Annotated in this window: 22 protein-coding genes; 9 read left to right on the forward strand and 13 right to left on the reverse strand. The window is 75.0% G+C overall.

Annotated features, from left to right (window positions below):
* Window positions 1-232: 232 nt before the first annotated feature.
* The 3 genes from ACIPXB_RS09685 to ACIPXB_RS09695 all read left to right on the forward strand — a co-directional run bounded on the left by ACIPXB_RS09685 (window position 233) and on the right by ACIPXB_RS09695 (window position 3103).
* Window positions 233-2221, forward strand: coding sequence for an FHA domain-containing protein (locus tag ACIPXB_RS09685; protein ID WP_401446821.1), 1989 nt, complete (start codon window positions 233-235; stop codon window positions 2219-2221).
* Window positions 2222-2356: 135 nt separating this feature from the next.
* The gene (locus tag ACIPXB_RS09690) at window positions 2357-2818 is read left to right on the forward strand and encodes a DUF5709 domain-containing protein (protein WP_401446824.1); all 462 of its coding nucleotides are present in this window, start codon (window positions 2357-2359) and stop codon (window positions 2816-2818) included.
* Window positions 2819-2905: 87 nt separating this feature from the next.
* Window positions 2906-3103 carry a CsbD family protein gene (locus ACIPXB_RS09695; RefSeq protein WP_401446826.1) on the forward strand — a complete coding sequence of 66 codons (198 nt, stop codon included), beginning with the start codon at window positions 2906-2908 and terminating at the stop codon, window positions 3101-3103.
* A gap of 294 nt (window positions 3104-3397) precedes the next feature.
* On the opposite strand, the gene ACIPXB_RS09700 is transcribed toward ACIPXB_RS09695, so the two are convergent.
* The 6 genes from ACIPXB_RS09700 to ACIPXB_RS09725 all read right to left on the reverse strand — a co-directional run bounded on the left by ACIPXB_RS09700 (window position 3398) and on the right by ACIPXB_RS09725 (window position 9944).
* A complete protein-coding gene (locus tag ACIPXB_RS09700; RefSeq protein ID WP_401446828.1) occupies window positions 3398-4183 on the reverse strand; it encodes a VOC family protein in 786 nt (261 codons plus the stop codon).
* A 215-nt stretch (window positions 4184-4398) separates the two neighbouring features.
* A complete protein-coding gene (locus ACIPXB_RS09705) occupies window positions 4399-5154 on the reverse strand; it encodes a class I SAM-dependent methyltransferase (protein WP_401446831.1) in 756 nt (251 codons plus the stop codon).
* Between the two features lie 55 nt (window positions 5155-5209).
* Window positions 5210-6400 (reverse strand): aminotransferase class V-fold PLP-dependent enzyme, encoded by a 1191-nt coding sequence (locus ACIPXB_RS09710; RefSeq protein WP_401446833.1) that lies wholly within the window; start codon window positions 6398-6400, stop codon window positions 5210-5212.
* 1 nt (window position 6401) lies between these two features.
* A complete protein-coding gene (locus ACIPXB_RS09715; protein ID WP_401446836.1) occupies window positions 6402-7727 on the reverse strand; it encodes a pyridoxal-phosphate dependent enzyme in 1326 nt (441 codons plus the stop codon).
* The gene (locus tag ACIPXB_RS09720; RefSeq protein WP_401446839.1) at window positions 7724-9223 is read right to left on the reverse strand and encodes a Y4yA family PLP-dependent enzyme; all 1500 of its coding nucleotides are present in this window, start codon (window positions 9221-9223) and stop codon (window positions 7724-7726) included. Before ACIPXB_RS09720 ends, ACIPXB_RS09715 begins: the two co-directional genes overlap by 4 nt.
* Before the next feature lie 169 nt (window positions 9224-9392).
* Window positions 9393-9944: a GNAT family N-acetyltransferase gene (locus ACIPXB_RS09725; RefSeq protein ID WP_401446842.1), complete on the reverse strand. Its 552-nt coding sequence runs from the start codon at window positions 9942-9944 to the stop codon at window positions 9393-9395.
* Between the two features lie 10 nt (window positions 9945-9954).
* On the opposite strand from ACIPXB_RS09725, the gene ACIPXB_RS09730 reads away from it, so the two are divergent.
* Window positions 9955-10368, forward strand: coding sequence for a LysR substrate-binding domain-containing protein (locus tag ACIPXB_RS09730; RefSeq protein ID WP_401446844.1), 414 nt, complete (start codon window positions 9955-9957; stop codon window positions 10366-10368).
* Here the strand turns inward: ACIPXB_RS09730 and ACIPXB_RS09735 are convergent.
* Entirely contained in the window at window positions 10334-11830 is a 1497-nt protein-coding gene (locus tag ACIPXB_RS09735) for a glycosyltransferase 87 family protein (protein ID WP_401446847.1), read from the reverse strand. The two genes, ACIPXB_RS09730 and ACIPXB_RS09735, sit on opposite strands and share 35 nt — an antisense overlap.
* A 114-nt stretch (window positions 11831-11944) precedes the next feature.
* On the opposite strand from ACIPXB_RS09735, the gene ACIPXB_RS09740 reads away from it, so the two are divergent.
* Both ACIPXB_RS09740 and ACIPXB_RS09745 read left to right on the forward strand, forming a co-directional pair.
* Window positions 11945-13093, forward strand: coding sequence for a molybdopterin-dependent oxidoreductase (locus ACIPXB_RS09740; protein ID WP_401446850.1), 1149 nt, complete (start codon window positions 11945-11947; stop codon window positions 13091-13093).
* A complete protein-coding gene (locus ACIPXB_RS09745) occupies window positions 13093-13521 on the forward strand; it encodes a hypothetical protein (protein ID WP_401446852.1) in 429 nt (142 codons plus the stop codon). The genes ACIPXB_RS09740 and ACIPXB_RS09745 overlap by 1 nt, the downstream gene beginning before the upstream one ends.
* 111 nt (window positions 13522-13632) lie before the next feature.
* Here the strand turns inward: ACIPXB_RS09745 and tnpA are convergent, their stop codons facing one another.
* The 4 genes from tnpA to ACIPXB_RS09765 are packed head-to-tail and all read right to left on the reverse strand — an operon-like array spanning window position 13633 to window position 16069.
* Complete coding sequence (tnpA, locus tag ACIPXB_RS09750) at window positions 13633-13998, reverse strand: IS200/IS605 family transposase (protein WP_401446854.1); 366 nt, start codon at window positions 13996-13998, stop codon at window positions 13633-13635.
* Window positions 13999-14046: 48 nt separating this feature from the next.
* Window positions 14047-14727, reverse strand: coding sequence for a class I SAM-dependent methyltransferase (locus tag ACIPXB_RS09755; RefSeq protein ID WP_401446857.1), 681 nt, complete (start codon window positions 14725-14727; stop codon window positions 14047-14049).
* Entirely contained in the window at window positions 14724-15344 is a 621-nt protein-coding gene (locus ACIPXB_RS09760; protein ID WP_401446860.1) for a DUF2064 domain-containing protein, read from the reverse strand. The genes ACIPXB_RS09755 and ACIPXB_RS09760 overlap by 4 nt, the downstream gene beginning before the upstream one ends.
* Window positions 15341-16069 (reverse strand): glycosyltransferase family 2 protein, encoded by a 729-nt coding sequence (locus ACIPXB_RS09765; protein ID WP_401446863.1) that lies wholly within the window; start codon window positions 16067-16069, stop codon window positions 15341-15343. The genes ACIPXB_RS09760 and ACIPXB_RS09765 overlap by 4 nt, the downstream gene beginning before the upstream one ends.
* A 115-nt stretch (window positions 16070-16184) precedes the next feature.
* Between ACIPXB_RS09765 and ACIPXB_RS09770 the strand changes: the two genes are divergently transcribed.
* Complete coding sequence (locus ACIPXB_RS09770) at window positions 16185-17021, forward strand: response regulator transcription factor (RefSeq protein ID WP_401446866.1); 837 nt, start codon at window positions 16185-16187, stop codon at window positions 17019-17021.
* Window positions 17008-18123, forward strand: a complete 1116-nt coding sequence (locus ACIPXB_RS09775; protein WP_401446868.1) for a sensor histidine kinase — start codon at window positions 17008-17010, stop codon at window positions 18121-18123. The genes ACIPXB_RS09770 and ACIPXB_RS09775 overlap by 14 nt, the downstream gene beginning before the upstream one ends.
* Window positions 18124-18145: 22 nt before the next feature.
* Here ACIPXB_RS09775 and ACIPXB_RS09780 read toward each other — a convergent pair whose 3' ends face one another.
* Window positions 18146-19162 (reverse strand): NAD-dependent epimerase/dehydratase family protein, encoded by a 1017-nt coding sequence (locus tag ACIPXB_RS09780; protein WP_401446870.1) that lies wholly within the window; start codon window positions 19160-19162, stop codon window positions 18146-18148.
* A gap of 80 nt (window positions 19163-19242) precedes the next feature.
* A complete protein-coding gene (locus ACIPXB_RS09785) occupies window positions 19243-20274 on the reverse strand; it encodes a medium chain dehydrogenase/reductase family protein (RefSeq protein WP_401446872.1) in 1032 nt (343 codons plus the stop codon).
* A 183-nt stretch (window positions 20275-20457) separates the two neighbouring features.
* Here ACIPXB_RS09785 and ACIPXB_RS09790 point away from each other — a divergent pair, with 183 nt between their 5' ends.
* Entirely contained in the window at window positions 20458-21117 is a 660-nt protein-coding gene (locus tag ACIPXB_RS09790) for a TetR/AcrR family transcriptional regulator (RefSeq protein WP_401446874.1), read from the forward strand.
* Window positions 21118-21147: the final 30 nt, after the last annotated feature.

Consider the following 21147-nt stretch of genomic DNA (forward strand, 5'->3'; position numbering starts at 1 on the left):
GGTCGCCGCACCGGTGGCCGCGAGCGCGGCCTCCGTCACGGTCTCGGATTCGTCGTTGTGCATGGGGGCGGTTCTCCTCTGAATCGTCGGCCGACGCGTACATCACGTGCCGGCCGGACACCCGGTTCAACGGTGCGCACGACATTCCAAGAAAAGGTTGAACCGAACACGTTCGCGATGACGTGTTGCTCTCGTACGGGCAGTCAGCCGCATCGCAATCGAGGAGTGTCGAGTGTCGTCGGTCATCGTGGGGCGCACGGGTCCCTTCACCGGGCAGAGCGTGATTCTGGGCGACGAGCCCCTCAGTTTCGGGCGCAAGAGCGACAACGGCGTCGTCATCGTCAGCCCCAGCGCCTCCCGGCTGCACGCCGAGATCCTCGCGGAGGACGCCGGGTTCGTCCTCTACGACCGGGACAGCCGCAACGGCACGTTCGTCAACGAGCAGCGCGTCACCCGGCACGTGCTCCGCCCGAACGACTGCATCCGCATCGGCGACGAGACCTTCCTCTACGAGGGCCAGGACGCCATGGAGACGGTCATGGACCTCTCCCTCCTGGACGTCCCCCGGGCGTCCGCCGCGGACCCCGGCACGCTGCGCGTCACCGTCACGGGCGGCGGCCCGGTGGGCCTGGCCTTCGCCCTGGCGCTCGACGAGCTGCTGCCCGGCCGGACCGCCATCACCGTCTACGACGGACGCTGGACCAGGAAGGGCGCCGCGGTCGTCTGGAAGGACGAGACCCAGGGCAACTTCCGCCGCCAGCAGGTGGTGACCGTCCAGAGCCGGCAGTACCTCGCCCTGTCCGAGGAGGTGCTCGGCGCACTGTTCGGCGACGAGGCGGCGTACTCCGAGATGTGGCCGGTCGGACCGGACTCGGTCGACGGCCGCCCGCCGCGCAACATCCGGATCGCCCACATCGAGGACCGGCTGCTCGACCTGGCGAACCGGCGGCCGGCGATCCGCCTCGTCCCCCGCCGGTTCGACGTGGCGGAACAGCAGAGCCGGCTCACCCAGGAGCACGTCCTGGTCGTCTGCGAGGGCGGCCGCTCCCGCACCCGCGAGCACTACGCCGACCGCTTCGGCGCCGCCGACGCCTCGATCTACTCCCTCGACGGCGAGCACCTCCAGGACATCGTCCTGGGCCTGCGGGTCAAGTCGAAGCTGCCGGACCCGATGAGCGTGCTGCTCACCGTGTCGCAGAATCGGTTCCTCCTGAACTCGCTGCGCGGCGAGGGCTTCCTGAACATGCGGCTCACCCGGGAGGAGGCCAAGAGCGTCATCGGCATCGACCCGGTCCGCCAGGTCTTCGAGGAGTGCATCGCCGCCCGCCCGTGCCTGATGAGCCGCCAGGAGGAGGACAACGAGTTCCGCTGCCCCACCCACGGCACCCTCTTCCTGCCCGCCCTGCTGCGCAGTTCGCCGCTGTGGAAGGAGATCCGGCAGGGCCTCGGCCTGTTCGGGGTGGCCGAGGACGACCTGTCCGCGATCACCTCCTTCCGGCTGGACATGGTCCAGCGCCCGCGGTTCACCGCGCAGCTGCACCGGCCGACCGCGACCACCCCCGGTACGTACGGCTTCCTGCTCGGCGACGCGGCCAACGCCATCCACTTCTGGCCGGGCCGGGGCCTCAACAGCGGGCTCGCCTCCGCCACGTCGCTGGCCCGCTCGCTCAGCCGGGCCTGGCAGGGCAGGCCGCTGCGGGACGCCGACTTCATCCGGCACGAAGCGGCGATGTCCATGCTCCAGTACCGGCACAAGAGCCGGGCCTGGAACGCCATGGTGACCACCGACGAGCAGGGCGTCACCCGCGCCATCAAGGACATCATCGCGCGCAGCGCGGAAGCGGCACGCGGTGCCGCCGCGGCCGCCGGCGCCGCCGGGGTCCCCGGCGGCGCGGTCGCGGCTGCGGGTGCGGGTGCGGGTGCGGGTGCCGGTACGGGTGCCGACGCCGCGGACGGCGGCGACCTCGAGGCGCTGCTGGACCGGATGGCCGCGATCCGCGAACGTCTGGCATCCCGGCTGCCCGGCCTGCCTTCGGACGCCGAACTCCGCGCGCACCTGTCCCCGGTCGCCCCGGCCACCCTGCGCACCCTGCGGGAGAGCGGCGCCTGGGACACCCTGATCGTCGGCGGGGAGGAGGCCGACATCGACCTCTTCTACCAGTCGGACTCCCCGGTCTTCGTCCCGCGCCCGGCGGACCCGCGGGCCCTCGCGCAGCCGTAGGTCGCCGCGCCGGTGGCCGCCGGCCCGGACTCGTGGCTGAATGACGTCGTCCAGGCCGGGCAGGAGCCCTGTGGACGGGGCGCCGGGGGACTGTGCGGCGCCGTCCGGCGACCGCCGCGATTAAAGGAGCGGATCATGAGCGAGACCAGTGCGCGCGGCGACGACGTCTACCAGCCCCAGCCGGAGGACGAGCCCTCCGAGCGGCAGCCCGACATGGACGACTGCCTCGGCGAGCCCGGTACGGACGCCCTGCTCGACCAGGGCTGGTCACCACCCGAGCGGCCCCATACGCGGGCGGGGGACGACACCACCGGTGTGGCGCAACAGCGGGGCGAGAGCCTCGACGAACGCCTCGCGCGGGAGCTGCCCGACCAGGAACCGCAGGCCGGGGACGGCATCGGGGACCTGGCGGACGGCGACGGCGAGCCCGTGGCCGAGCAGGCGGGCGGCCCCCGCGCCGGACGGCTGGCCCCGGCCGCCGCATGGCCGCAGGGGAACTCCCTGATCGCGCACGACGTGGGGATCGACGCGGGGGCCGCCTCGGCCGAGGAGGCCGCCATGCACCTCGTCGAGGAGCCGGAGGAGGGCGGGCCGTAGCGGGCGCCCGGCGGCGGCCGACGCGCGCAGGTGTCGGCTTTCACCTAGTTTGACCCCGTCGGTATTCCCCCACCGAAGGAGTTCGCCATGGCGGACAAGGGCAAGATGGACCAGGCCAAGGGCAAGGCCAAGGAGGCGGTCGGCAAGGTCACCGGAAGCGACCGGATGAAGGCCGAGGGCAAGGCGGACCAGGCCAAGGGCAAGACGAAGCAAGCGCTCAGCGAGGCCGAGGAGCGCGCCCGCCGGATCCAGGACTCCCCGCGCAGCGAGCGCGACAGCATCTGACACCGCCCGCGGCACCGCCGCCCCGCCGGGCCCGCCGGCTCGCCGGCTCGCGGTGACGGACGCGGCCCCGAGGCGCTCAGGCGTCGCGGGGCCGCGTCCCTGTCCGAAGAGCGCGGTCCGGACGCGCTCGTCCCGCAGCGTGCCGAAGGAGAACAGAGCGTGCGTGGGTGAACCGGTCACGGTGGGCCGCGCGGCCTTTCGCCGGAGATGATCAAGACGTCCGGTTCACCCTGACGGGCCCCCACGGTCTACGGCCCACTGTCCGGATCCGGCCCCCGCGGGGCGGGGAGGACCCTACGGACGCGGCGAGGTCAGGGTGAGCAGGGCCTGCTCGGGGTCGCGCAGGGTGACCCAGCGTTCGGTGTCGTTCGAGGCGACGGCCGAGACCGCGCTGCCACCGAAGGCCTCGGCGGTGGCGACGGCCCGGTCCAGGTCGGGGACGCGGAAGTGGACGTTCCAGCGGGGCCGGGCGTGCGGTGCGGGCGCGGCGGCGTCCTCGGCCCCGCCGTTCAGCCGCGCCACGGGCTCGCCGTCCTGGCGCAGGACGACCTGGTCGTCCTCGTACGAGACCTCGCAGGCCCCGGGCCGTCCGGTGGCCCACTCCAGCACCTCGCCGTAGAAGATCGCGGCTTCGAAGGCGTCCCGGGTACGCAGCTCCAGCCAGGCCGGCGCGTGCCCCGAGCCCACGCGCCAGTCGGCCTCGACGGTGCCCTCCCAGATGCCGAAGGCGGCGCCGTCCCGGTCGGCGGCCAGGGCGCCGCGGCCGCCGGAGGCGAAGGAGACGGGCCCGACCGCGACGGTGCCGCAGCGCTCCCGGATCCGGTCGGCCGCGACATCGGCGTCATCGACGGCGAAGTACGGGGTCCAGGCCACCGGAACCGCCTGGTCCGGGGCCAGCGCCCGCATCCCGGCGACCGGCACGCCCGCCACCTCGGCGCCGAGGAATCCCTCGTCCAGGGGATCGGTCCGGAAGTCCCAGCCGAGCACGGCGCCGTAGAACCGCCGCGCCACCTGAAGATCGCGGGCCATCAGGCTGACCCAGCACGGGGCGCCGAAGACCTCGCTCGTAGACATCCCCATCGTTCACGCTCCGTGCCGCTGTCACCACCGCTGGGCCGCGCCGGGCCGGATCCGCGGCCCGCCGTCGCCATCCAGGGTGACACCCCGGAGCGCCGGACGCGGGCCGACGGGCCGGAACGGGGTGGGTGACGGGGCGTCCGGAGCAGGTGCCCGGGCGGGGTGCGCGACCGGGGGGCCGGGTCAGGGGTGCGAGGCCGGCGGGCCCGGCTGTCGCCTCAGCGGACCGCGACCACCACGTGGCTGTTGCCGAACTGCCAGACCGTGCCGACGTGTTCGAACCCCGCCTCGCGCAGCAGGGTCAGGTGGTCCGTGAGGGTCAGGTCGTTGCCCTCGCAGCGCGGGTGGGCGCCGCGGTCCCCGGCGGCCAGGAGCGGCGTCAGCTCGGGGTCGGCCCGGACCCCCGTCCACCAGCTCTCCCAGTCCTCGTACGCCAGCGCCCGCTGGCGCTCCGCGCGGCGGCGGCCGATGTCGACGGCGAGTTCGTGGACCTTGGGGGAGTCCGGCTCCAGGTGGTCGCCGTTGACCAGGACCCCGCCGGGCCGGATGCGCTGCGCCAGCTCCTGGTAGGTCCGCCGCAGGGCGTCCGCACCGAGGTAGTGCAGGGCCGTCGTCGAGACGGCGGCGTCCACGGGGCGGTCCAGAGCGAGCGTGTCGAGCCAGCCGGGCTCCCCGATCGAGGCCTCGGCCAGCCGCAGGGCCGACCCGTGGTGCGCCCGCCCCAGCTCCAGCAGCAGCGGATCGGCGTCGACACCGACGACCTCGGCCGCCGGCATCCGTTGCGCCAGACGGGCGGCGAGCGAGCCCGGCCCGCAGCCCAGGTCGAGGAGGAGCGGGGCCGGGTGGCCCGTCGTCACGCGTTCGACCACGTCCGAGATGACCGTGAACCGCTCCTCGCGGTCGATCGCGTAGCGCTGCTGCTGCCGCTCCCAGCGCTCCACCCAGCGCGTGGCCGCCACCGTATGCACGTTCATGTTTCTGTCCGCTCGCGCCTCTGCCGTTCTCACGGCCCTGAACTCCACATGAAAATCATTGCAGACTGGCGAGGGTGGTGAGCAACGCTTCGATCTCCTCGACGGTGTTGTACACGTGTACGCTCACCCGCACCGACCCGTCCCCCGCCCCGGCGCCCGCCTGGCAGTGGCTGTCGGAGCGGACCATGAACCCGTGGCTGTAGAGGATGAACCCGAGATCGCGCGACGCGATCCGGTGGTGCCGGAACGCCACGATGCTCCGGCGCCGCTGCACCGCGGACCCGGCCGCGAGGCTGGAGCGGCAGCCCAGGACCTCGTAGGACTCCAGCCGGCTCAGGCCGTCCGTCAGCCGGGCCGCCAGGGCCACCGTCCACGCCTCGATCCGGTCCGTGCCGGCCGCGTCGAGCCAGTCGAGGGCGGCGGAGAGGCTGACGATGCCGGCCGTGTTCGGCGTACCGGCCCAGCCGCCGGGCCGCAGCCGCGGCCCCCGCCGGCCCCGGGCCCAGACCGCACCCGTCCCCGGCAGCGCCAGGGCCTTGTGCCCGGAGAACACCACGAAGTCCACGTCGAGTCCGGCGACCGAGAACGGCACGTGGCCGACGCTCTGGGCCGCGTCGAGGCAGATCGGGACGTCCGGGCCGACGACCTCGCGGACCCGGTGCACGTTCATGTCGGCGCCGTACACGTGGTGCACGTGGGTGGCCGCCACGAAACGGGTGCGCGGGCCGACCACGGCGGCGAGCGCCACCGGGTCGTAGTCGCCGGAACCGTCCTGGTACGGCAGCTCCCGGACCACGATCCGCACCCCCTGCCGGGCCAGCAGCTCCCGGACCTCCAGCCACGGCGCCAGGTTCGCCTCGTGGTCGGCGAACGGGACGACGATCTCGTCCCCGTCGCCGAGCAGCTCCGCCAGCCAGTCCAGGGCGACGGTCCGCAGCCCCTGGGAGGCCCCGCTGGTGAAGTGCACCGACGACCGGTCCGGTTCGGGGTCGCCCAGGAACTCCTTCACACGGGTCCCCGCCCGCTCCACCGCGGCCGTCGTCGCGTTGGCCCACGGGTACGAGCCGCGGCCCGCGTTGGCGTTCGTGGTGGTGAGGTAGTGCTGGACGGCGTCCAGCACGGCCCGCGGCTTCTGCGCGGTCGCGGCGCTGTCCAGGTAGGCCGGCCCCGGACCCGCCGCGATGATCGGGAACTGGGCGCGCAGCGGACGCTGCCAGGAACGCAACTCCTCCAGCGGCTCGGCCATGTCAGTCACGCACCAGCGGCGCGCCCGCGTCCCGCCACGCGATGATCCCGCCCGCGAGGCTGCGGACGTCGGGATGTCCCATCCGGGTCAGCAGGGCGGCGTAGCGCGCAGACTGCTCGCCGACCGGGCACGCCAGCAGCACCGGCCGCCGCTTGCCGAACGGCAGCCCGCCCCGCAGGAGTTCGTCGAACAGCTCGTCCACGATGTTCACCGATCCGTCGATGTGCAGCGCGGCGTACGCGAAGGAACTGCGCAGGTCGATCACCAGCGGGTGCTCGGCCGCCAGCCACTTGCGCGCGTCGGCCACGTCGATGACCTGCGCCGCACGCACCTCGGCGGCGGTCAGGGTCGTCACGGAGTTCCGCGCGGGCGGGCGGCCCAGCAGCTCCGGGCGGCGCTCTTTGACGTACCCGAGGTAGCTCTCCACCCGGTCGCACACGATGAAGACCGCCGTCCTGCGCCCGGGCCCGGTCGACTCGTCGTCGAGCGGCCGCAGATGGCGTACCGCTCCTTGGTACGCGGCGCCTCCGGTGGGCCCGGCGAGGATCCCGCAGCGCCGGATCAGCGTGAGCATGCCGTCGATGGCGTCGTCGGAGCCGACCGACTCGATCGTGTCGTAGGTGGCCGGGTCGAAGAGGCCGACCTCGTGGACCTCGTCGATGGTGCGGATGCCGGGAATGAAGTCCGACTTCTCGCCCACCAGACCGATCACCCGTACGGCCGGATCGTGGGCGCGCAGGGCCCGGGCCACCCCGCTGGAGGAACCGGCCGTGCCCACGCAGGCGAGGAACCAGTCCGGCACCCGGCCGTCCAGGTCCGCCACGATCTCCGGGCCGGTGCCCGACGCGTGCGCCTCGGTGTTGAGCGCGTTGAAGTACTGGTCGGTGTGGAGGTGGGCGCTCCCCGACTGGTTCAGCCGCTGGTGGAAGAGGGTCAGCGGGTCCTCGGTGTCGGTCGGGTCCAGGCATTCGCCGCGGCCCGGCAGTTCCTCGATCTCGGCGCCCAGCAGCAGGAGCAGGTCCTTGACCTCGGGGATGCGCATCCGGTTGGTGACGCTCTTGAACGGCAGCCCGTGCATCCCGGCGATGACGGCCAGCGCCTTGGCCGTGTTGCCGCTGGACAGCTCGACGACCGTCTCGCCGCGCTCCCGGGCGCCGGGCAGGCGGTCGCGCGCCATGGTCCAGGCGGCGCGGTCCTTGACGGATCCGAACGGGTTGAGCATCTCCAGCTTCGCGTACAGATCGATGTGGCGCAGGCCGTGGACGGCCGGATCGATACGGACCAGCGGGGTGTTGCCGATGGCCTCGGTGATGCTGTCGTACCTCATGCCCGTCCCCCCGAATCGGTGATCGTGCCGTACTCCTCGACCGGCCAGTACTCCTTGATCGGCCAGTACTCCTCGTCCAGGCACCAGCGCCAGGCGCCCGGCTCCCCGCGGACCGCCACCTTGCGGGCCAGCGGCTGCTGTTGGGCGTGGGTGGCGCCGAAGTCCATGCAGTAGCCGGCGGTGTTGGCGAAGGCGAGCAGGTCGCCCGGGCGCGGCGGCCGCGGCAGGAACACCGTTCTGCGGGTGATCAGGTCGGCCTCCAGGCAGAGGTTGCCCATGAGGTGGACGGCGACCGGCTCCCGCGGGCCGCCGCCTTCGCCGGCCCGGGGCAGCAGTACGGGGTCCATCAGGATCCCGTGCTCCTCCAGGCCGACGTCGCTCGCGTTCATGGCCAGGCGGACGAGGGCGGGGCCCGCGTCGGTACGGCGTACCTCCAGCACCCGGGCCAGCGTCAGCCCGCAGCCGTCGGCCAGGGCCCGCCCCGGTTCCGTGTACAGGTCGCACAGGCTCTCCAGCAGCAGGGTGCCCAGCGGCCGGCCGAGCGCCGGGGCGGGCCGGGACAGCAGGGCGTCGAGGTAGCCGGCGCCGGCGACCGGGCGGTGGGCGGGGTACAGGCTCAGCGCGCCGCGCAGCGTCCCGCCCTCGGCGTGCAGACCGTAGCCGTGACCACCCCAGGTCAGGGCCGGGCGGCGGCCCATCACCGCGGCGGTGAGCTCGCTTGTGTAGCGGTCCCACTGGGCGGCGTGGGCGAGGTAGCTGACGCCGAAGCCGCCGCCGATGTCCACGGCGCGCGGCTGGAACCCCCGTAGCCGCAGATCGTCCATGGCGCGCAGGCAGCCTTCGAGGGCGACGGCCTTCTCGTCGGCGCTGGTGGTGTCGAGGTGGTAGGCGACCCCGACCGGGTCGAGGTGGTCCCGGTGGCGTTCGAGGAGGTCCAGCAGCGGGCCCAGGGCCTTGACGGACGTACCGAAGCGGCTCCTGCGGGAGAGCACCTTCGGGCCCGTCGTCTCGAAGTCGGACAGGCGCAGCAGGACCCGCGCGCGCGGCAGGCCGTGACGGCGCACCAGGCCCGCCAGAGCCTCCAGCTCGCCGGGGCCGTCGGCGTTCACGGTCGCCCCCGACCGCGCGGCGAGCCACAGGAACGCCGGATCCTTGGGGCCGGTCGCCATGACACGGTCCGCGGTGAACCCGGCCCCGAGGGCGTGCTGGAGTTCGCCGACGGAGGCGACGTCCACGGCGGCGTCCGTCGTGGTGAGCCGGCGCAGCAGGGACCGGGAACGGCTGGCCTTGTGTGCGAAGAAGACCTGCCCTGCGAGCCGGTGGCGGCGGTAGACCTCCCGGAAGCCCTCGGTGTTCTCGGCCACCTGGTCGGGCACGAGGACGTTCAGGGGCGAGCCGAGCGCGTCGACGAGCATGTGCAGGAACGGGGCCGAGCCGAGCAGCGCGGCGAGCCGTGGTGCCAGCCGCGGTTCCAGGTACAGGGGGCCGGTCTCCATCCCAACTGCTCCTCCCACGCGCCGATCGTAGGACGATATCCCTCGCGGCCGTGGTTATGCCCTTCTCGTCCGGCGGGGACGCGCGACGCGGCGAGATGACCGAAAAACGGCCTCGTCAGGGGGAGTGGGGCGGCTCGGCGGGCTCGGCGGGCCCGGCCGGCCCGGCGGCTCAGAGGGCGACGTGCATGAGGATCTCGTCGCGGTCGTCGCCGGGCGCGACCCGCAGCCCGCCGGGCCAGCGTCCGATCTCGCGCCAGCCCAGCCGGGCGTAGAACTCCTCGAGACCCAGTCCGGCCCGGACGGCGATGTGCAGCTGTTCCAGCCCCATGTCCCGCCGGGCGAGCTCACGCACCCGGCCCATCAGCGCCGCACCGATCCCGCGGCCGCGGAAGCCGGGGTGGGTCATCACGTGGTTGACGGCGCCGCAGTGGGCGACGAGCGGATGCGGATCGCGCCGCACGACCAGCCACCCGGCGAGCCGCCCCCCGACGGTGGCGACCAGCATCCGGGCCCGGTACGGATCGAGTTCGTCGACGAGCAGCCCGAAGACCGGGTCTGCCTGGCCGGCATGCACCGGCGGCATGGGGAGCCCCCGGGGGATGACGGCGCCGCCGGTGTTGATCACCTGGACCCAGCAGTCGACGAGCTGGGCCCGCAGCGGGGCGGTCAGGTCCCGGGGGCGGGTGAGCTGCGCGAAATCGACGGGCTGCGGCGCGGTCATGCACCGCAGCTTGCCAGAACCGGCACCGCCGGGCCGCCAGGGCTCACAGGCGCCCCGACGCCGGCGCCCGCCCCAGGGCGGCCGCGGCGAGGGCGCCGCCCAGCCACATCACCGCGGAGGCCCCCGCGCCGTCCGCGCCCAGGCCCCCGGCCTGACCCCGGGCGGCCTCCCGGTCCCGGCCGGGCCCCGCGTCAACACCCTCGAGGAAGGTCTCAGCCTGGCGGCGGCCGGCCTCGGCGCCATGCTGCTCTGCCGGTCCACGGCCGATCACCACGCCGGCCGCGACTGGTTGGCCTTCGTCCCGGTGCGCGGGCTGCCGGCGTCCGAACTGGGCCTCGTACGCCACCGCGCGCACCCCTCCGCGCCGGCGGAGGCCTTCGCGCTGGCGGTCAGCGAGACCGCGGAGTCCGGTCGGAAGCCGTAGCCCCGGCCCCGGCCGGCGCCGCCCGGCCCCGGCCGGTACGGCGGCGATGCCGGACCGCGGTGACCGCCAGGACCAGGAGGGCGGCCGCGCCGTACGCCACCGTGCTCACGCCGGCGCGCGAACCGAAGGCCTGACCGGTCACGTACACCGCCGCGCCCGCGACCGCCACGCCCAGCCACTCCCACCGGCCGTCCAGCGCCACCAGGGCGACGAGCAGCAGCGCGTACCACGAGTAGCCCGGCGTCAGCAGGAGGAACGCCCAGCCCGTCACCAGCAGCGCCCCGCTCCAGGGCCGGCCCGGATCCCCGCGCCGCAGGACGTACAGGCAGACCCCGGCCAGCACGGCGAGCAGCACCGGCGGCGCCCAGGAGTCCGGCAGCACCAGCCGCAGCAGCGCGTACCGGGAGCCGGCGGACGGATCCTCGTACCCCTCCTCCTCGACGTAGCCGCCGAGATAGCCGAGGACGGAGCCGTCCGAGAGCAGGACGTACGGCAGGTAGGCGAGCGCCGTGAAGGCGGCGGCGGGCAGCAGCACGGCGGCCGCGTCGCGCACCCGCCGCACCCCCGACAGCGCACCCGGCAGCACGATCGCCGGCATCAGCTTGGTGGCGACGGCCGCCCCCAGGACCAGCCCGCCCGCCATCCGGCGCCCGGTGCCGCGGGCGGCGACCAGCCCGAGCCCGGCCACGGCCAGCAGGACCCCCAGCACGTCGATGTGCGCGTTGTTCACCGCCTCGACGGGGACCGCCGGGCACCATGCCCAGTACGCGGCCCGGCGCGGATCGGCGCCCCGCCGGCGCAGGACCAGCAGAGCCGCGCCCGTGACCCCGAGGCACAGCAGGGCGGCGCCGGTCTGGAGCGGCTTGTGCCGGGCGCCCTCGGGCGAGACCACGTCCACCAGCAGGAAGTACGCCTCCGCGACCGGCGGGTAGATGGTGTGCACGGCGGGCCGGTTGATCCGCGTGCAGTGCGGCCGGGTGCTCGGGGTCCCCGCGGCGGGCGGGACCGGCGCCCGGTCCGGGCCGGCACAGGCCGCGCCCGTGGGGAACAGCCACGCGTCGCGCAGCCGCGCCAGCTCCGGGTCCCGCGGAGCGTGGTCGTACGGGGAGATCCCGGCCGACTGCACCCGGCCGTCCCAGGCGTAGCGGTACGCGTCGGTGCTGGTCCGGGGCGGGGCCACCAGCCCCGTCGCCGTCACCGCCACCGCGCCCGCCAGCACCAGCGGTACGACGCGGGCGGCCGGCACCCGGCGCAGCGCCAGCAGCGCGCCCGCGAACAGCGCCCAGCAGCCCGCGTACCACCAGGACAGCCCGACGGGCCCGGCCACGAAGCCGTGGTGGCGGATGGTGAGGACGAGCGCGGTGGTGAGGGCGGCGAGCAGGGCGCAGGCCGCCGCCGTCCCGGCGGCGCGGCGGGCGGGGGCCGGGCGGGCCGGTGCGGTGGGGGTGGTGCGTGGGTTCACGTCCGCAGCCTCGCAGGAGCCGGACCCGTAACCGGAGCCCGGCGCCCCGCACGTCCGCGTTTCGTAAGGTGTCCGACCCGCCCAAGACGCCCGCGTCGCAGGTGTGATGGGCGCATGCCTTTCACCTCTCCCCCTCGCGGCGGGCCGCCCGTCACCTTCAAGGGGCGTCTGCACGACGCCCGGACCGCCACCGCCATCGGCCGCTGGCTCGGGCCGGCCATGGTCGTCTGCTTCGTGACCGGCGTGCTCAGCCATTACCTCCAGCACCCGCCGGTCTGGCTGGCCGACCGGCTGCCCAGCCACCCCTCCTGGGGCTACCGGGTCACGCAGGGGCTGCACGTGATCTTCGGCATCGCCGCGATCCCGCTGCTGCTGGCCAAGCTGTGGGCGGTCTACCCACGGCTCTTCGCGTGGCCGCCGGTGCGCTCGCTGCGGCACGGGCTGGAACGCCTGTCGGTGGCCGTGCTCGTCGCCGCCGGGATCTTCGAGCTGTTCACCGGGCTGCTGAACACCTTCCAGTGGTACCCCTGGCCGTTCTCCTTCGTGGCCGTGCACTACGCCGTCGCCTGGGTCCTGGTGGGTGCGCTGCTGCTGCACCTGGCGGTCCAGTGGCCGCGGATCCGCGACCACTGGAGCCTGCGCTCCGCCGGCACCCGTGCCCTGCCCGCGGCCGACGGCCCCGACCGCCGGCAGCTGCTGGGCGCCGTCGCGGCCGGCGTCGGAGCCGTCACGCTGACGACCGCCGGACAGTCCGTCACCGCCCTGGGCGCCCTCGACCTGTTCGCCCCGCGCAGTCCGGAACACGGCCCGCAGGGGCTGCCGGTCAACCGTACGGCGGCCGCCGCGGCCGTCGGCGAGGCCGTGCTGGCCGACTGGCGGCTGACCGTGGACGGGCCGCGCCCGTACAGCCTCACGCTGGACGAACTGCGCGCGATGCCGCAGCACGAGGTCACCCTGCCCATCGCCTGCGTCGAGGGCTGGAGCAAGTCCGCCCGCTGGACCGGGGTCCGGGTACGGGACCTGCTGGAGCGTGCCGGAGCCGGCCCCGGCGCGCGGGTACGGGTGGTCTCGCTGGAGGCGTCCGGCGCGTACCGGGTGATGGAGATGGGCCGCACGTACACCCAGGACCCGCTCACCCTGCTCGCCCTACGCCTGGGCGGCGAGGTGCTCTCCCTGGACCACGGCTACCCGGCCCGGATCATCGCCCCGAACCGGCCCGGCGTGCTCCAGACCAAGTGGGTCGGCCGACTGGAGGTCCTGTGATGACGTACCGGTACGTGTGCGGCGGCCTCGGGCTCGCCCTGATGGGCTTCGGCGGCGCCCTGCTGCTCCAGGAGCCCGCGCCCTGGCGGATCGCGCTGTGGCTGGCCGGGGGCGCGGTCGTGCACGACGGGCTGATCGCCCCGCTGGTCCTCGCCGTCGCCGCGCTCACCGCGGCGGCCGGACTGCGCCTGCGCGGGGCGGCCCGCGCCGCCCTGATCGTGGCCGGCTCCCTGACGGCGATCGCGCTCCCGCCGCTCCTGCGCCCCGGCGGTACGGCGAACCCGACCGTGCTGCCGCTGGACTACCTGCGCAACTGGCTGCTGGCGATGGCGGCGATCGCGCTGGCCACCGCCGCGTACGCGGCCACCCGCGCCCTCCTGCGCCGCCGCCACCACCGCCGCCACTGCGGAAACCCGTCCGCGCCATAACCCCGCTGCCGCCCGCACCACCCGGCCCGGCGGCGGGGCAGCCCGAGCGGCCGCGCCGCCGGGCCGCGCCGACCGGCATCGGCGGCGGGTGGCGCGGCGGGTGGGGTGTGTTCAGGACACCTTCGGCGGGTAGTGCACGAGGAGGCGCACGTGGTCGCGTTCGCCGTTGAACTCCACCAGTTCTGTCCCGAAGTCGGCGCACACGTTCCGCATGATGTCTTCGCAGCGGCTGAGGATCTCGTCGGTGAACGGTCCACGCCGGTACCTAGGGGGGAAGACCACGTGTGCGTGGAGGCCGCAAGGGCGAGTCGGACCTGACCGAGCGCGACGGCACGTTCCCTCTCGTCGCGGTGTGCGAGGTGCCCGAGGCCCCGCTGAACGAGAACCCGTCCGGGTTCGTCGGCGTGGACCTCGGGATCGTCGACACCCTCTCTGCACGCGTGGAGCTTCCACCAGCTCGCCTCCTTCGTGGAGCACAAGGCGCGCCGGGCCGGGGTGCCGCTGGCCCGGTCCTTCAGGGCCGGGTCACGTCGACTGCGTCAGGCTGACGAAGTGGCGGTCCGCCGTCCGCCAGGCGAACGCCCGGGTCCAGCCCGCCTCGGCGGCGTGGAGGCCCAGGGCGCGGGTGCCCACCCGGGCCCACGGGAACGGTGTGCCCCGCGTACCCGTGCCGCTGCCGTCGTCGAGGCGGACCTCGACCCGCTCGTCGACGTCCGCCGCGGCGACCTCGACCAGCAGCGCGCCGTCCGGGGCGGTCAGCCCGGCCGCGCGGCGCAGCAGGGCGACGGGATCCCCGCCGATCCCGATGTTGCCGTCCATGAGCAGCACCGTGCCCCAACGCCCCTCGCACGGCAGCGGATCGAACACCGACCGGCACAGCGCGCTGCCGCCCGCCCGTACGGTGCGCTCCACCGCCGCCGGCATGACGTCCACGCCCAGCGCCGGCCGCCCCAGCCGGGCCAGGGCCGCGACCAGCCGGCCCGGCCCGCAGCCGATGTCGAGGACCGGACCCCGGCAGCGCGCCAGCACCGTCGCGTCGGCCTCGTCGGGTTCCGCGCACCAGCGCGCCACGTCCAGCGGCAGCAGCCAGCCGTCGGCGCGCCGCAGGTAGAGGGGGCCTCGGCCGGCCCGCAGCGCGTCGGCGTACGGGTCGGCCCGCCAGGCACGTACGGGCTCCGACACCGCCTGCGAGAGCTGCGCCGTCATCGCGTGACCGCGCACAGGTAGGAGTGCAGCGCGGCGAACCGCGTGTCCGGGGCGGCGGCCGCGACCCGCGCCGCGTCGGCCGGGGTGTCCACGTCGCACAGCGTCGGCAGGTCCCGCACCGCCCGCCCGGACCGGGTCAGCCGCTCGCGCTGCTCCCGCCCGGTGTGCGCCACGGACATGGGGACGCCGAGCAGCAGCGCCGGATCGGGCTCGGCGAGCCCCAGCGCCCAGAACCCGCCGTCGTCCGCGGGACCGAACCAGGCGCCCGCGGCGCTGAAGTCGAGCCCCTGGGCCAGCAGTTCCGGCGTGACCTGCGGGGTGTCCATGCCGATCAGCAGGGCGGGGCCGTCCGGCAGGGCGAAGGCCGCCGCCAGCCGTACGTCCAGTCCGCCCGCGCCCTGCGGGACCACCTCGATGCCCCCCGGCAGCCAGGGCCCCGGCTGCCCGTCGAGCACCAGGACCCGTCGGCGGACGTCGGTGGCGAGGACCGCGGCCAGGGTGTCCTCCAGCGCGGCCCGGGCCAGGGCGGCCGCCTCCTCCGGTGTGAAGTGCGGTGTCAGACGGGTCTTGACGCGGCCCGCGACCGGGGCCTTCGCGATGACGAGGAGGGTGCTCAACGACGGACCCCGTCCTCGGCCGGCGTGCCGTCGGCGCGGGGCGGCTCGGCCAGCACGCGGCGCATGTCCCGTACGGCGTGCCAGGTGCCCCGCCAGGTGCCGGTGACCTTGGACTTCCCCGAGCGCGGCAGGTACGGCACGTCCGTCTCGGCGACCCGCCAGCCCGCGTCGGCGGCCCGGACCACCATCTGGAGCGGGTAGCCGCTGCGCCGGTCGGTGAGTTCCAGGCCGAGCAGTGCCTCGCGGCGGGCGACCCGCATCGGCCCGAGGTCGTGCAGCCGGAGCCCGGTACGGCGGCGCAGCATCCGGGCCAGCGCCAGGTTCCCGGCGCGGGCGTGCGCGGGCCAGGCACCGCGCCCCCGCGGCCGGCGGCGGCCGAGCAGCAGGTCGGCCTCACCGGCCGCGACCCGCGCGGCCATGGGGGCGAGCAGCCCGGGGTCGAGGGAGGCGTCGCAGTCGCAGAAGCAGACCAGGTCGGCGCGGGCCGCGAGCAGCCCGGCGTGGCAGGCCGCGCCGAAACCGCGGCGCGGTTCGTGCACCACCGTGGCGCCGAGCGCGCGGGCGATGTCCGCGGAGCCGTCGCGGGAGCCGTTGTCGACGACGATGGCCCGCCAGCCGGCGGGCACCCGGGCCAGTACCCAGGGCAGCGCCTCCGCCTCGTCGAGACAGGGCAGTACGAGATCCGCCCGGGGCGGTGCGCAAGTGGAATCAGTCACGAGCCTCACCGTAGGAAGCCGGGGCGGACGAAAGGGGCTTTGAGTCCTTACGAAACGCGGACGGCGTGGCGCGGAGCGGGAGGCCGGGGCAGACCCGGACCGGGACGGATGTCAGGCTGGGGCCATGGCAGTGGTCAGCAGTACGGAGAGCAGGGGCGAGGACGTGCGCGGGGTCCTCGTCGTGGACGACGACCCCACCGTCTCGGAGGTGGTGGCAGGGTATCTGGCCCGGGCCGGGTTCGCCGTGCGGCTGGCCGCCGACGGGCCGGCCGCGCTGCGGGCGGCCGAGGAGAGCCGCCCGGACCTGGTGGTCCTCGACCTCATGCTGCCCGGCATGGACGGGCTGGAGGTCTGCCGCCGGCTGCGCGCCCGGGAGGCGGGCGGCCCGCCCGTCCCGGTCATCATGCTGACCGCGCGCGGCGACGAGGACGACCGGATCCTCGGGCTGGAGGTGGGCGCGGACGACTACGTCACCAAGCCGTTCAGCCCGCGCGAACTCGTCCTTCGCGTGCAGTCCGTGCTGCGCCGGGCCGCGCCCGCCGCCCCCGCCGGCCCGGCCGCCGGGCCGCTGCTGGGCGCGGCCGGTCTGAGTCTGGACCCGGCCGGCCGCCGGGTCACCAAGGACGGCGTGGAACTCTCGCTCACCCTGCGGGAGTTCGATCTCCTGGCCTACTTCCTGCGCAACCCCGGGCGGGTCTGCGACCGCGAGCTGCTGATGCGCGAGGTGTGGGGCTGGGACTTCGGGGACCTGTCCACGGTCACCGTCCACGTCCGCAGGCTCCGGGGGAAGATCGAGGACGACGCGGCGAGCCCCCGGCTGATCCAGACGGTCTGGGGCGCCGGCTACCGCTTCGACGCCCACCCGCCGCCGTCCGCCCCGGCGGCCCTCTCCGCCCCGTCCGCCCCGGCGGCGGCGCCCGGCACGGCACCCCGTACGGTGGGCGGCCATGAACAACCGTGACCTGCTGCTGATCGCCCTGTACGCCCTGCTGGGCGCGGGCGCCGTCGGACTGCTGGGGGCCGTGGCCCTGCGGATGCTGCGGCGGCGCAGCGTGGCCGTCTCCCTCGCCGTCGTCGCGGCCGTCGCGGTGTCCGCGATGCTCGCCGGCACCCTCGCCGTGGCGTGGGCGATGTTCCTGTCCTCCCACGACCTGACCGTGGTCACGACCGTCGTCGCGATGGCCGCCGGCGTGTCGCTGGGCACCGCGCTGCTGCTGGGCCGGCAGGTCGTGCTGCGCTGCCGGGAGCTCGTCGACGCCGCCCGCGCCTTCGGCGAGAACGGCACCTTCACGGCGCCTGCGGTCCCCGCCCCGGCGGAACTCGCCGCGCTCAGCGCGGAACTGGCCCGCACCGGCGAACGGCTGACCGCCTCCCGGGAACGCGAACGCGCCCTGGAGACCTCCCGGCGGGAGCTGGTCGCCTGGATCTCCCACGACCTGCGCACCCCGCTCGCCGGCCTGCGCGCCATGTCGGAGGCGCTGGAGGACGGCATCGTCGCCGACCCCGCCCGCTACCACCGGCAGATGCGCACCGAGGTGGACCGGCTCAACTCCATGGTCGGCGACCTCTTCGAGCTCTCCCGCATCCACGCGGGCGCGCTCAGCCTGACCCCCACCCGGATGTCGCTCTACGACCTGGTGGGCGACGTCATGACCGGCGTCGACGCCCTCGCCCGCGAGCACGGCGTACGGCTGGTCGGCGACGGCGTCGCCCCGCTGCCGGTGGAGGTGGACGGCAAGGAGATGACCCGTGTGCTGTCCAACCTGCTCGTGAACGCCATCCGCCACACCCCGGCCGACGGCACGGTCGCGATCGCCGCCGAGAGCCGTGCGGGCGCGGTGGTGCTGTCCGTCACCGACGCCTGCGGGGGCATCCCCGAGGAGGACCTCCCGCGCGTCTTCGACACCGGCTGGCGCGGTACGCCGGCCCGCACCCCTCCGGCGGGTGCGGGCCTGGGCCTGGCGATCGTCCGCGGGATCGTGGAGGCCCACGCGGGCCACGCGGACGTCCGCAACGTCTCCGGCGGCTGCCGCTTCGAACTGACCCTTCCGGCCCCGGCCTGACGCCCCGCGCGGCCCGCCCACCCTAGGGGGCGGCGGGCGCGGCGGCGTCCGTCCCGGCCGCCAGCTCGGCCATCCCGGCGGCGAACGGCACCACCGGCCGCCAGCCCAGCTCCCGGCGCAGCCGCGCCGAGTCGGCGGTGATGTGCCGTACGTCGCCCAGCCGGTACTCGCCGGTGACGACGGGATCGGGGCCCGCGCAGGCGGCGGCGAGGGCCTTGGCCATGTCGCCGACGGTCCGCGGATCGCCGCTGCCCACGTTGTACGCGGTGAACCCCGGCGCCCCCAGGGCCCCCAGGTCCTCCAGCGCCACGGCGTTGGCCGAGGCGACGTCCCGGACGTGCACGAAGTCCCGCCGCTGGCCGCCGTCCTCGAACACGCGCGGCGCCTCGCCCCGGGCCAGCGAGGAACGGAACAGCGCGGCCACCCCCGCGTACGGCGTGTCGCGGGGCATCCCCGGCCCGTAGACGTTGTGGTAGCGCAGCGAGACCGCGCGCCCGCCGGTGGCCCGCGCCCAGGACGCGGCGAGGTGTTCCTGGGCCAGCTTGGTGGTGGCGTAGACGTTGCGCGGGTCGACCGGCGCGTCCTCGGTGACCAGGCCGGGGGACAGGTCGGCGCCGCAGACCGGGCAGCGCGGCTCGAACCGGCACGCGCGCAGGTCCGCCTCGGCCCGCGGCCCCGGCCGGACCACGCCGTGCGCGGGGCACTCGTAGCGGCCCTCGCCGTAGACGACCATCGATCCGGCCAGCAGCAGCCGCCGTACGCCGGTCTCGGCCATCGCCGCCAGCACGACGGCCGTACCGAGGTCGTTGGCGGCGACGTAGTCGGGGGCGTCCCCGAAGTCCTTGCCGAGGCCGACCTTGGCCGCCTGGTGGCAGACCGCGTCGATGCCGGCGAGGGCCCGGCGCACCTGTGCGGGGTCCCGGACGTCCCGTCCGTCCTCCGCCAGGTCGAAGACCACCGGCTCGTGGCCGCGGCCGGCCAGCTCGGCGACGATGTGCGAGCCGATGAAGCCCGCTCCTCCAGTCACAAGTACGCGCATACGTCCGACGCTATGCCGCAGCCGTCCCCGCGGCCCGGTCACCGGGCCGTCCGTCATGGATCCGTAAGAACGGGTTCCGGTCACGGGACCAGGACGACCTTGCCGGCGACCGTGCCGGACTCGGCCAGCCGCATCGCCTCGGCGGCGCGGGCCAGCGGGATCTCGGCGGCGACCTTGGCCGTGATCTCACCGCGCTGGAGGGCCGTGAACACCTCGGTGAGGTCGGCGCGCAGGCGGGCCCGGAAGCGGTCCTTGGCGTAGGCGCGCCCGGCCCACACGTTGAAGAAGTACGCCCGGCGCCCGTTGGGCAGCGCGTTCCACAGCCACACCCGGCCCAGCAGCTTGAGCACCGGCAGCGCGCCGGAACCCTGGTCGTCGCGGGTGGCTGCGGTGCCGTACGAGACGAGGGTGCCGCCGGGGGCCAGCAGCCGCCACGAATCGACGACGCCCTCCCCGCCGACGTGGTCGAACACCGCGTCCACCCCGCCGGGCGCCAGGGCCCGCACCCGGGCGGCGACGTCGCCGCCGCGGTAGTCGACGGGGGTCACCCCGAGGGCGCGCAGCGCGTCGTGGTGACGGAGGGAGGCGGTGCCGATGACCCGGGCGCCCGCCGCGAGCGCCAGCTGGACCAGGATCGAGCCGACACCGCCGTTGGCGCCGTGCACCAGCACCGTCCGGCCGGCCCGCACCCGGGCCTTGCGGTGGAGCATCTGCCAGGCGGTGATGCCGTTGACGACCGCCGTCTCGGCGTCCACCGCGCCGACGCCGTCGGGGACCGCCACCACGTCGGCGGCGTCGAGCGCGACGTGGCTCGCCCAGCCTCCGGTCTTCGTCATGGCGGCCACCCGCCGGCCGAGCAGGGCGTCGGCGACGCCCTCGCCGACGGCCGTCACGGTGCCGACCAGGTCGTAGCCGGGGACGAAGGGGAAGGCCGGCTGGTCGTAGTACCGGCCGCGGCGCATCTGCTGCTCGGCGAAGGACACGCCCGTCGCCTCCATCGCGATCACCACCTGTCCGGCCGCCGGGACCGGAACCGGGCTCCGGTGCAGCTCCAGGCCCTCGGGCTCGACCTTCCCCGGCAGAACGATCTCGACGCGCTCGACGGTGTTCATCACGGCCTCCACTGGCTGTCCGGTTCCCGTTGGGTTATAGCTTCTGCTGTTCGTTAGAAGCTGTAACTAGAATGGGCAGGCGGTGTGCCACTGTCAAGGCGGCGGCTCCTCTGTTCGTGAATCCCTATGCCGATGGTGATAGGTTCTCACTCACCCGGTGAGCGGCGACGAGAGGTGGCGGGCATGACGACCGGCGGCACGAAGACCCCCCGCGAGCGGTACCGGCAGCAGGTGCGCGAGGAGGTCAAGGAGAAGGCCTGGCGGCAGATCGCCGGCTCCGGCGCCTCCGCGCTCTCCCTCAACGCGATCGCCAAGCAGATGGGTATGAGCGGACCGGCGCTCTACCGGTACTTCGCCAACCGCGACGAGCTGATCACCGAACTCGTCCGGGACGCCTACCGCAGCCTCGCCGACGCCTTCCGCGCCGCGGGCGGGTCCGCGGGCCCCGCCGGGCTGGCCCGGGTACTGCGCCGCTGGGCCCTGGAGGACCCGCACCGCTACTTCCTCGTCTACGGCACGCCCGTCCCCGGCTACCAGGCGCCGCCGGACATCACCGCGATCGCCGCCGAGATCATGTCCGTCCTGCTCGACGCCTGCGCCGCCACCGCGCCCGGCCCCACCCCGGGCGGCCGGGAGGGTGCTGTCGAGGAGCACCTGGCCGGCCACCGGGAGTGGGCCGCGAGCCACCCGGACGCCCCGCCGGCGGCCCTGCGGCTGGCCCTGGCCTTCTGGAGCCGCCTGCACGGGGTGCTGTCCCTGGAACTGGCGGGCCACTTCACCGGTATGGGCCTGGACCCCGCCGTGCTCTACGCGGCCGAGGCGGACGCCCTGGCTGCCGGCTGACCACCTGCCGACCACCCGCCGCGGACCCGC

Source organism: Streptomyces sp. NPDC090022 (assembly GCF_044748145.1).
In the GTDB taxonomy this organism is placed as follows: domain Bacteria; phylum Actinomycetota; class Actinomycetes; order Streptomycetales; family Streptomycetaceae; genus Streptomyces.

Coding starts and splice junctions, on each gene's coding strand:
- ACIPXB_RS09690 (WP_401446824.1), top strand. CDS start 2,357: ATGAGCGAGACCAGTGCGCGCGGCGACGACGTCTACCAGCCCCAGCCG.
- ACIPXB_RS09695 (WP_401446826.1), top strand. CDS start 2,906: ATGGCGGACAAGGGCAAGATGGACCAGGCCAAGGGCAAGGCCAAGGAG.
- ACIPXB_RS09700 (WP_401446828.1), bottom strand. CDS start 4,183: ATGGGGATGTCTACGAGCGAGGTCTTCGGCGCCCCGTGCTGGGTCAGC.
- ACIPXB_RS09705 (WP_401446831.1), bottom strand. CDS start 5,154: ATGAACGTGCATACGGTGGCGGCCACGCGCTGGGTGGAGCGCTGGGAG.
- ACIPXB_RS09710 (WP_401446833.1), bottom strand. CDS start 6,400: ATGGCCGAGCCGCTGGAGGAGTTGCGTTCCTGGCAGCGTCCGCTGCGC.
- ACIPXB_RS09715 (WP_401446836.1), bottom strand. CDS start 7,727: ATGAGGTACGACAGCATCACCGAGGCCATCGGCAACACCCCGCTGGTC.
- ACIPXB_RS09720 (WP_401446839.1), bottom strand. CDS start 9,223: ATGGAGACCGGCCCCCTGTACCTGGAACCGCGGCTGGCACCACGGCTC.
- ACIPXB_RS09725 (WP_401446842.1), bottom strand. CDS start 9,944: ATGACCGCGCCGCAGCCCGTCGATTTCGCGCAGCTCACCCGCCCCCGG.
- ACIPXB_RS09740 (WP_401446850.1), top strand. CDS start 11,945: ATGCCTTTCACCTCTCCCCCTCGCGGCGGGCCGCCCGTCACCTTCAAG.
- ACIPXB_RS09745 (WP_401446852.1), top strand. CDS start 13,093: ATGACGTACCGGTACGTGTGCGGCGGCCTCGGGCTCGCCCTGATGGGC.
- ACIPXB_RS09755 (WP_401446857.1), bottom strand. CDS start 14,727: ATGACGGCGCAGCTCTCGCAGGCGGTGTCGGAGCCCGTACGTGCCTGG.
- ACIPXB_RS09770 (WP_401446866.1), top strand. CDS start 16,185: ATGGCAGTGGTCAGCAGTACGGAGAGCAGGGGCGAGGACGTGCGCGGG.
- ACIPXB_RS09775 (WP_401446868.1), top strand. CDS start 17,008: ATGAACAACCGTGACCTGCTGCTGATCGCCCTGTACGCCCTGCTGGGC.
- ACIPXB_RS09780 (WP_401446870.1), bottom strand. CDS start 19,162: ATGCGCGTACTTGTGACTGGAGGAGCGGGCTTCATCGGCTCGCACATC.
- ACIPXB_RS09785 (WP_401446872.1), bottom strand. CDS start 20,274: ATGAACACCGTCGAGCGCGTCGAGATCGTTCTGCCGGGGAAGGTCGAG.
- ACIPXB_RS09790 (WP_401446874.1), top strand. CDS start 20,458: ATGACGACCGGCGGCACGAAGACCCCCCGCGAGCGGTACCGGCAGCAG.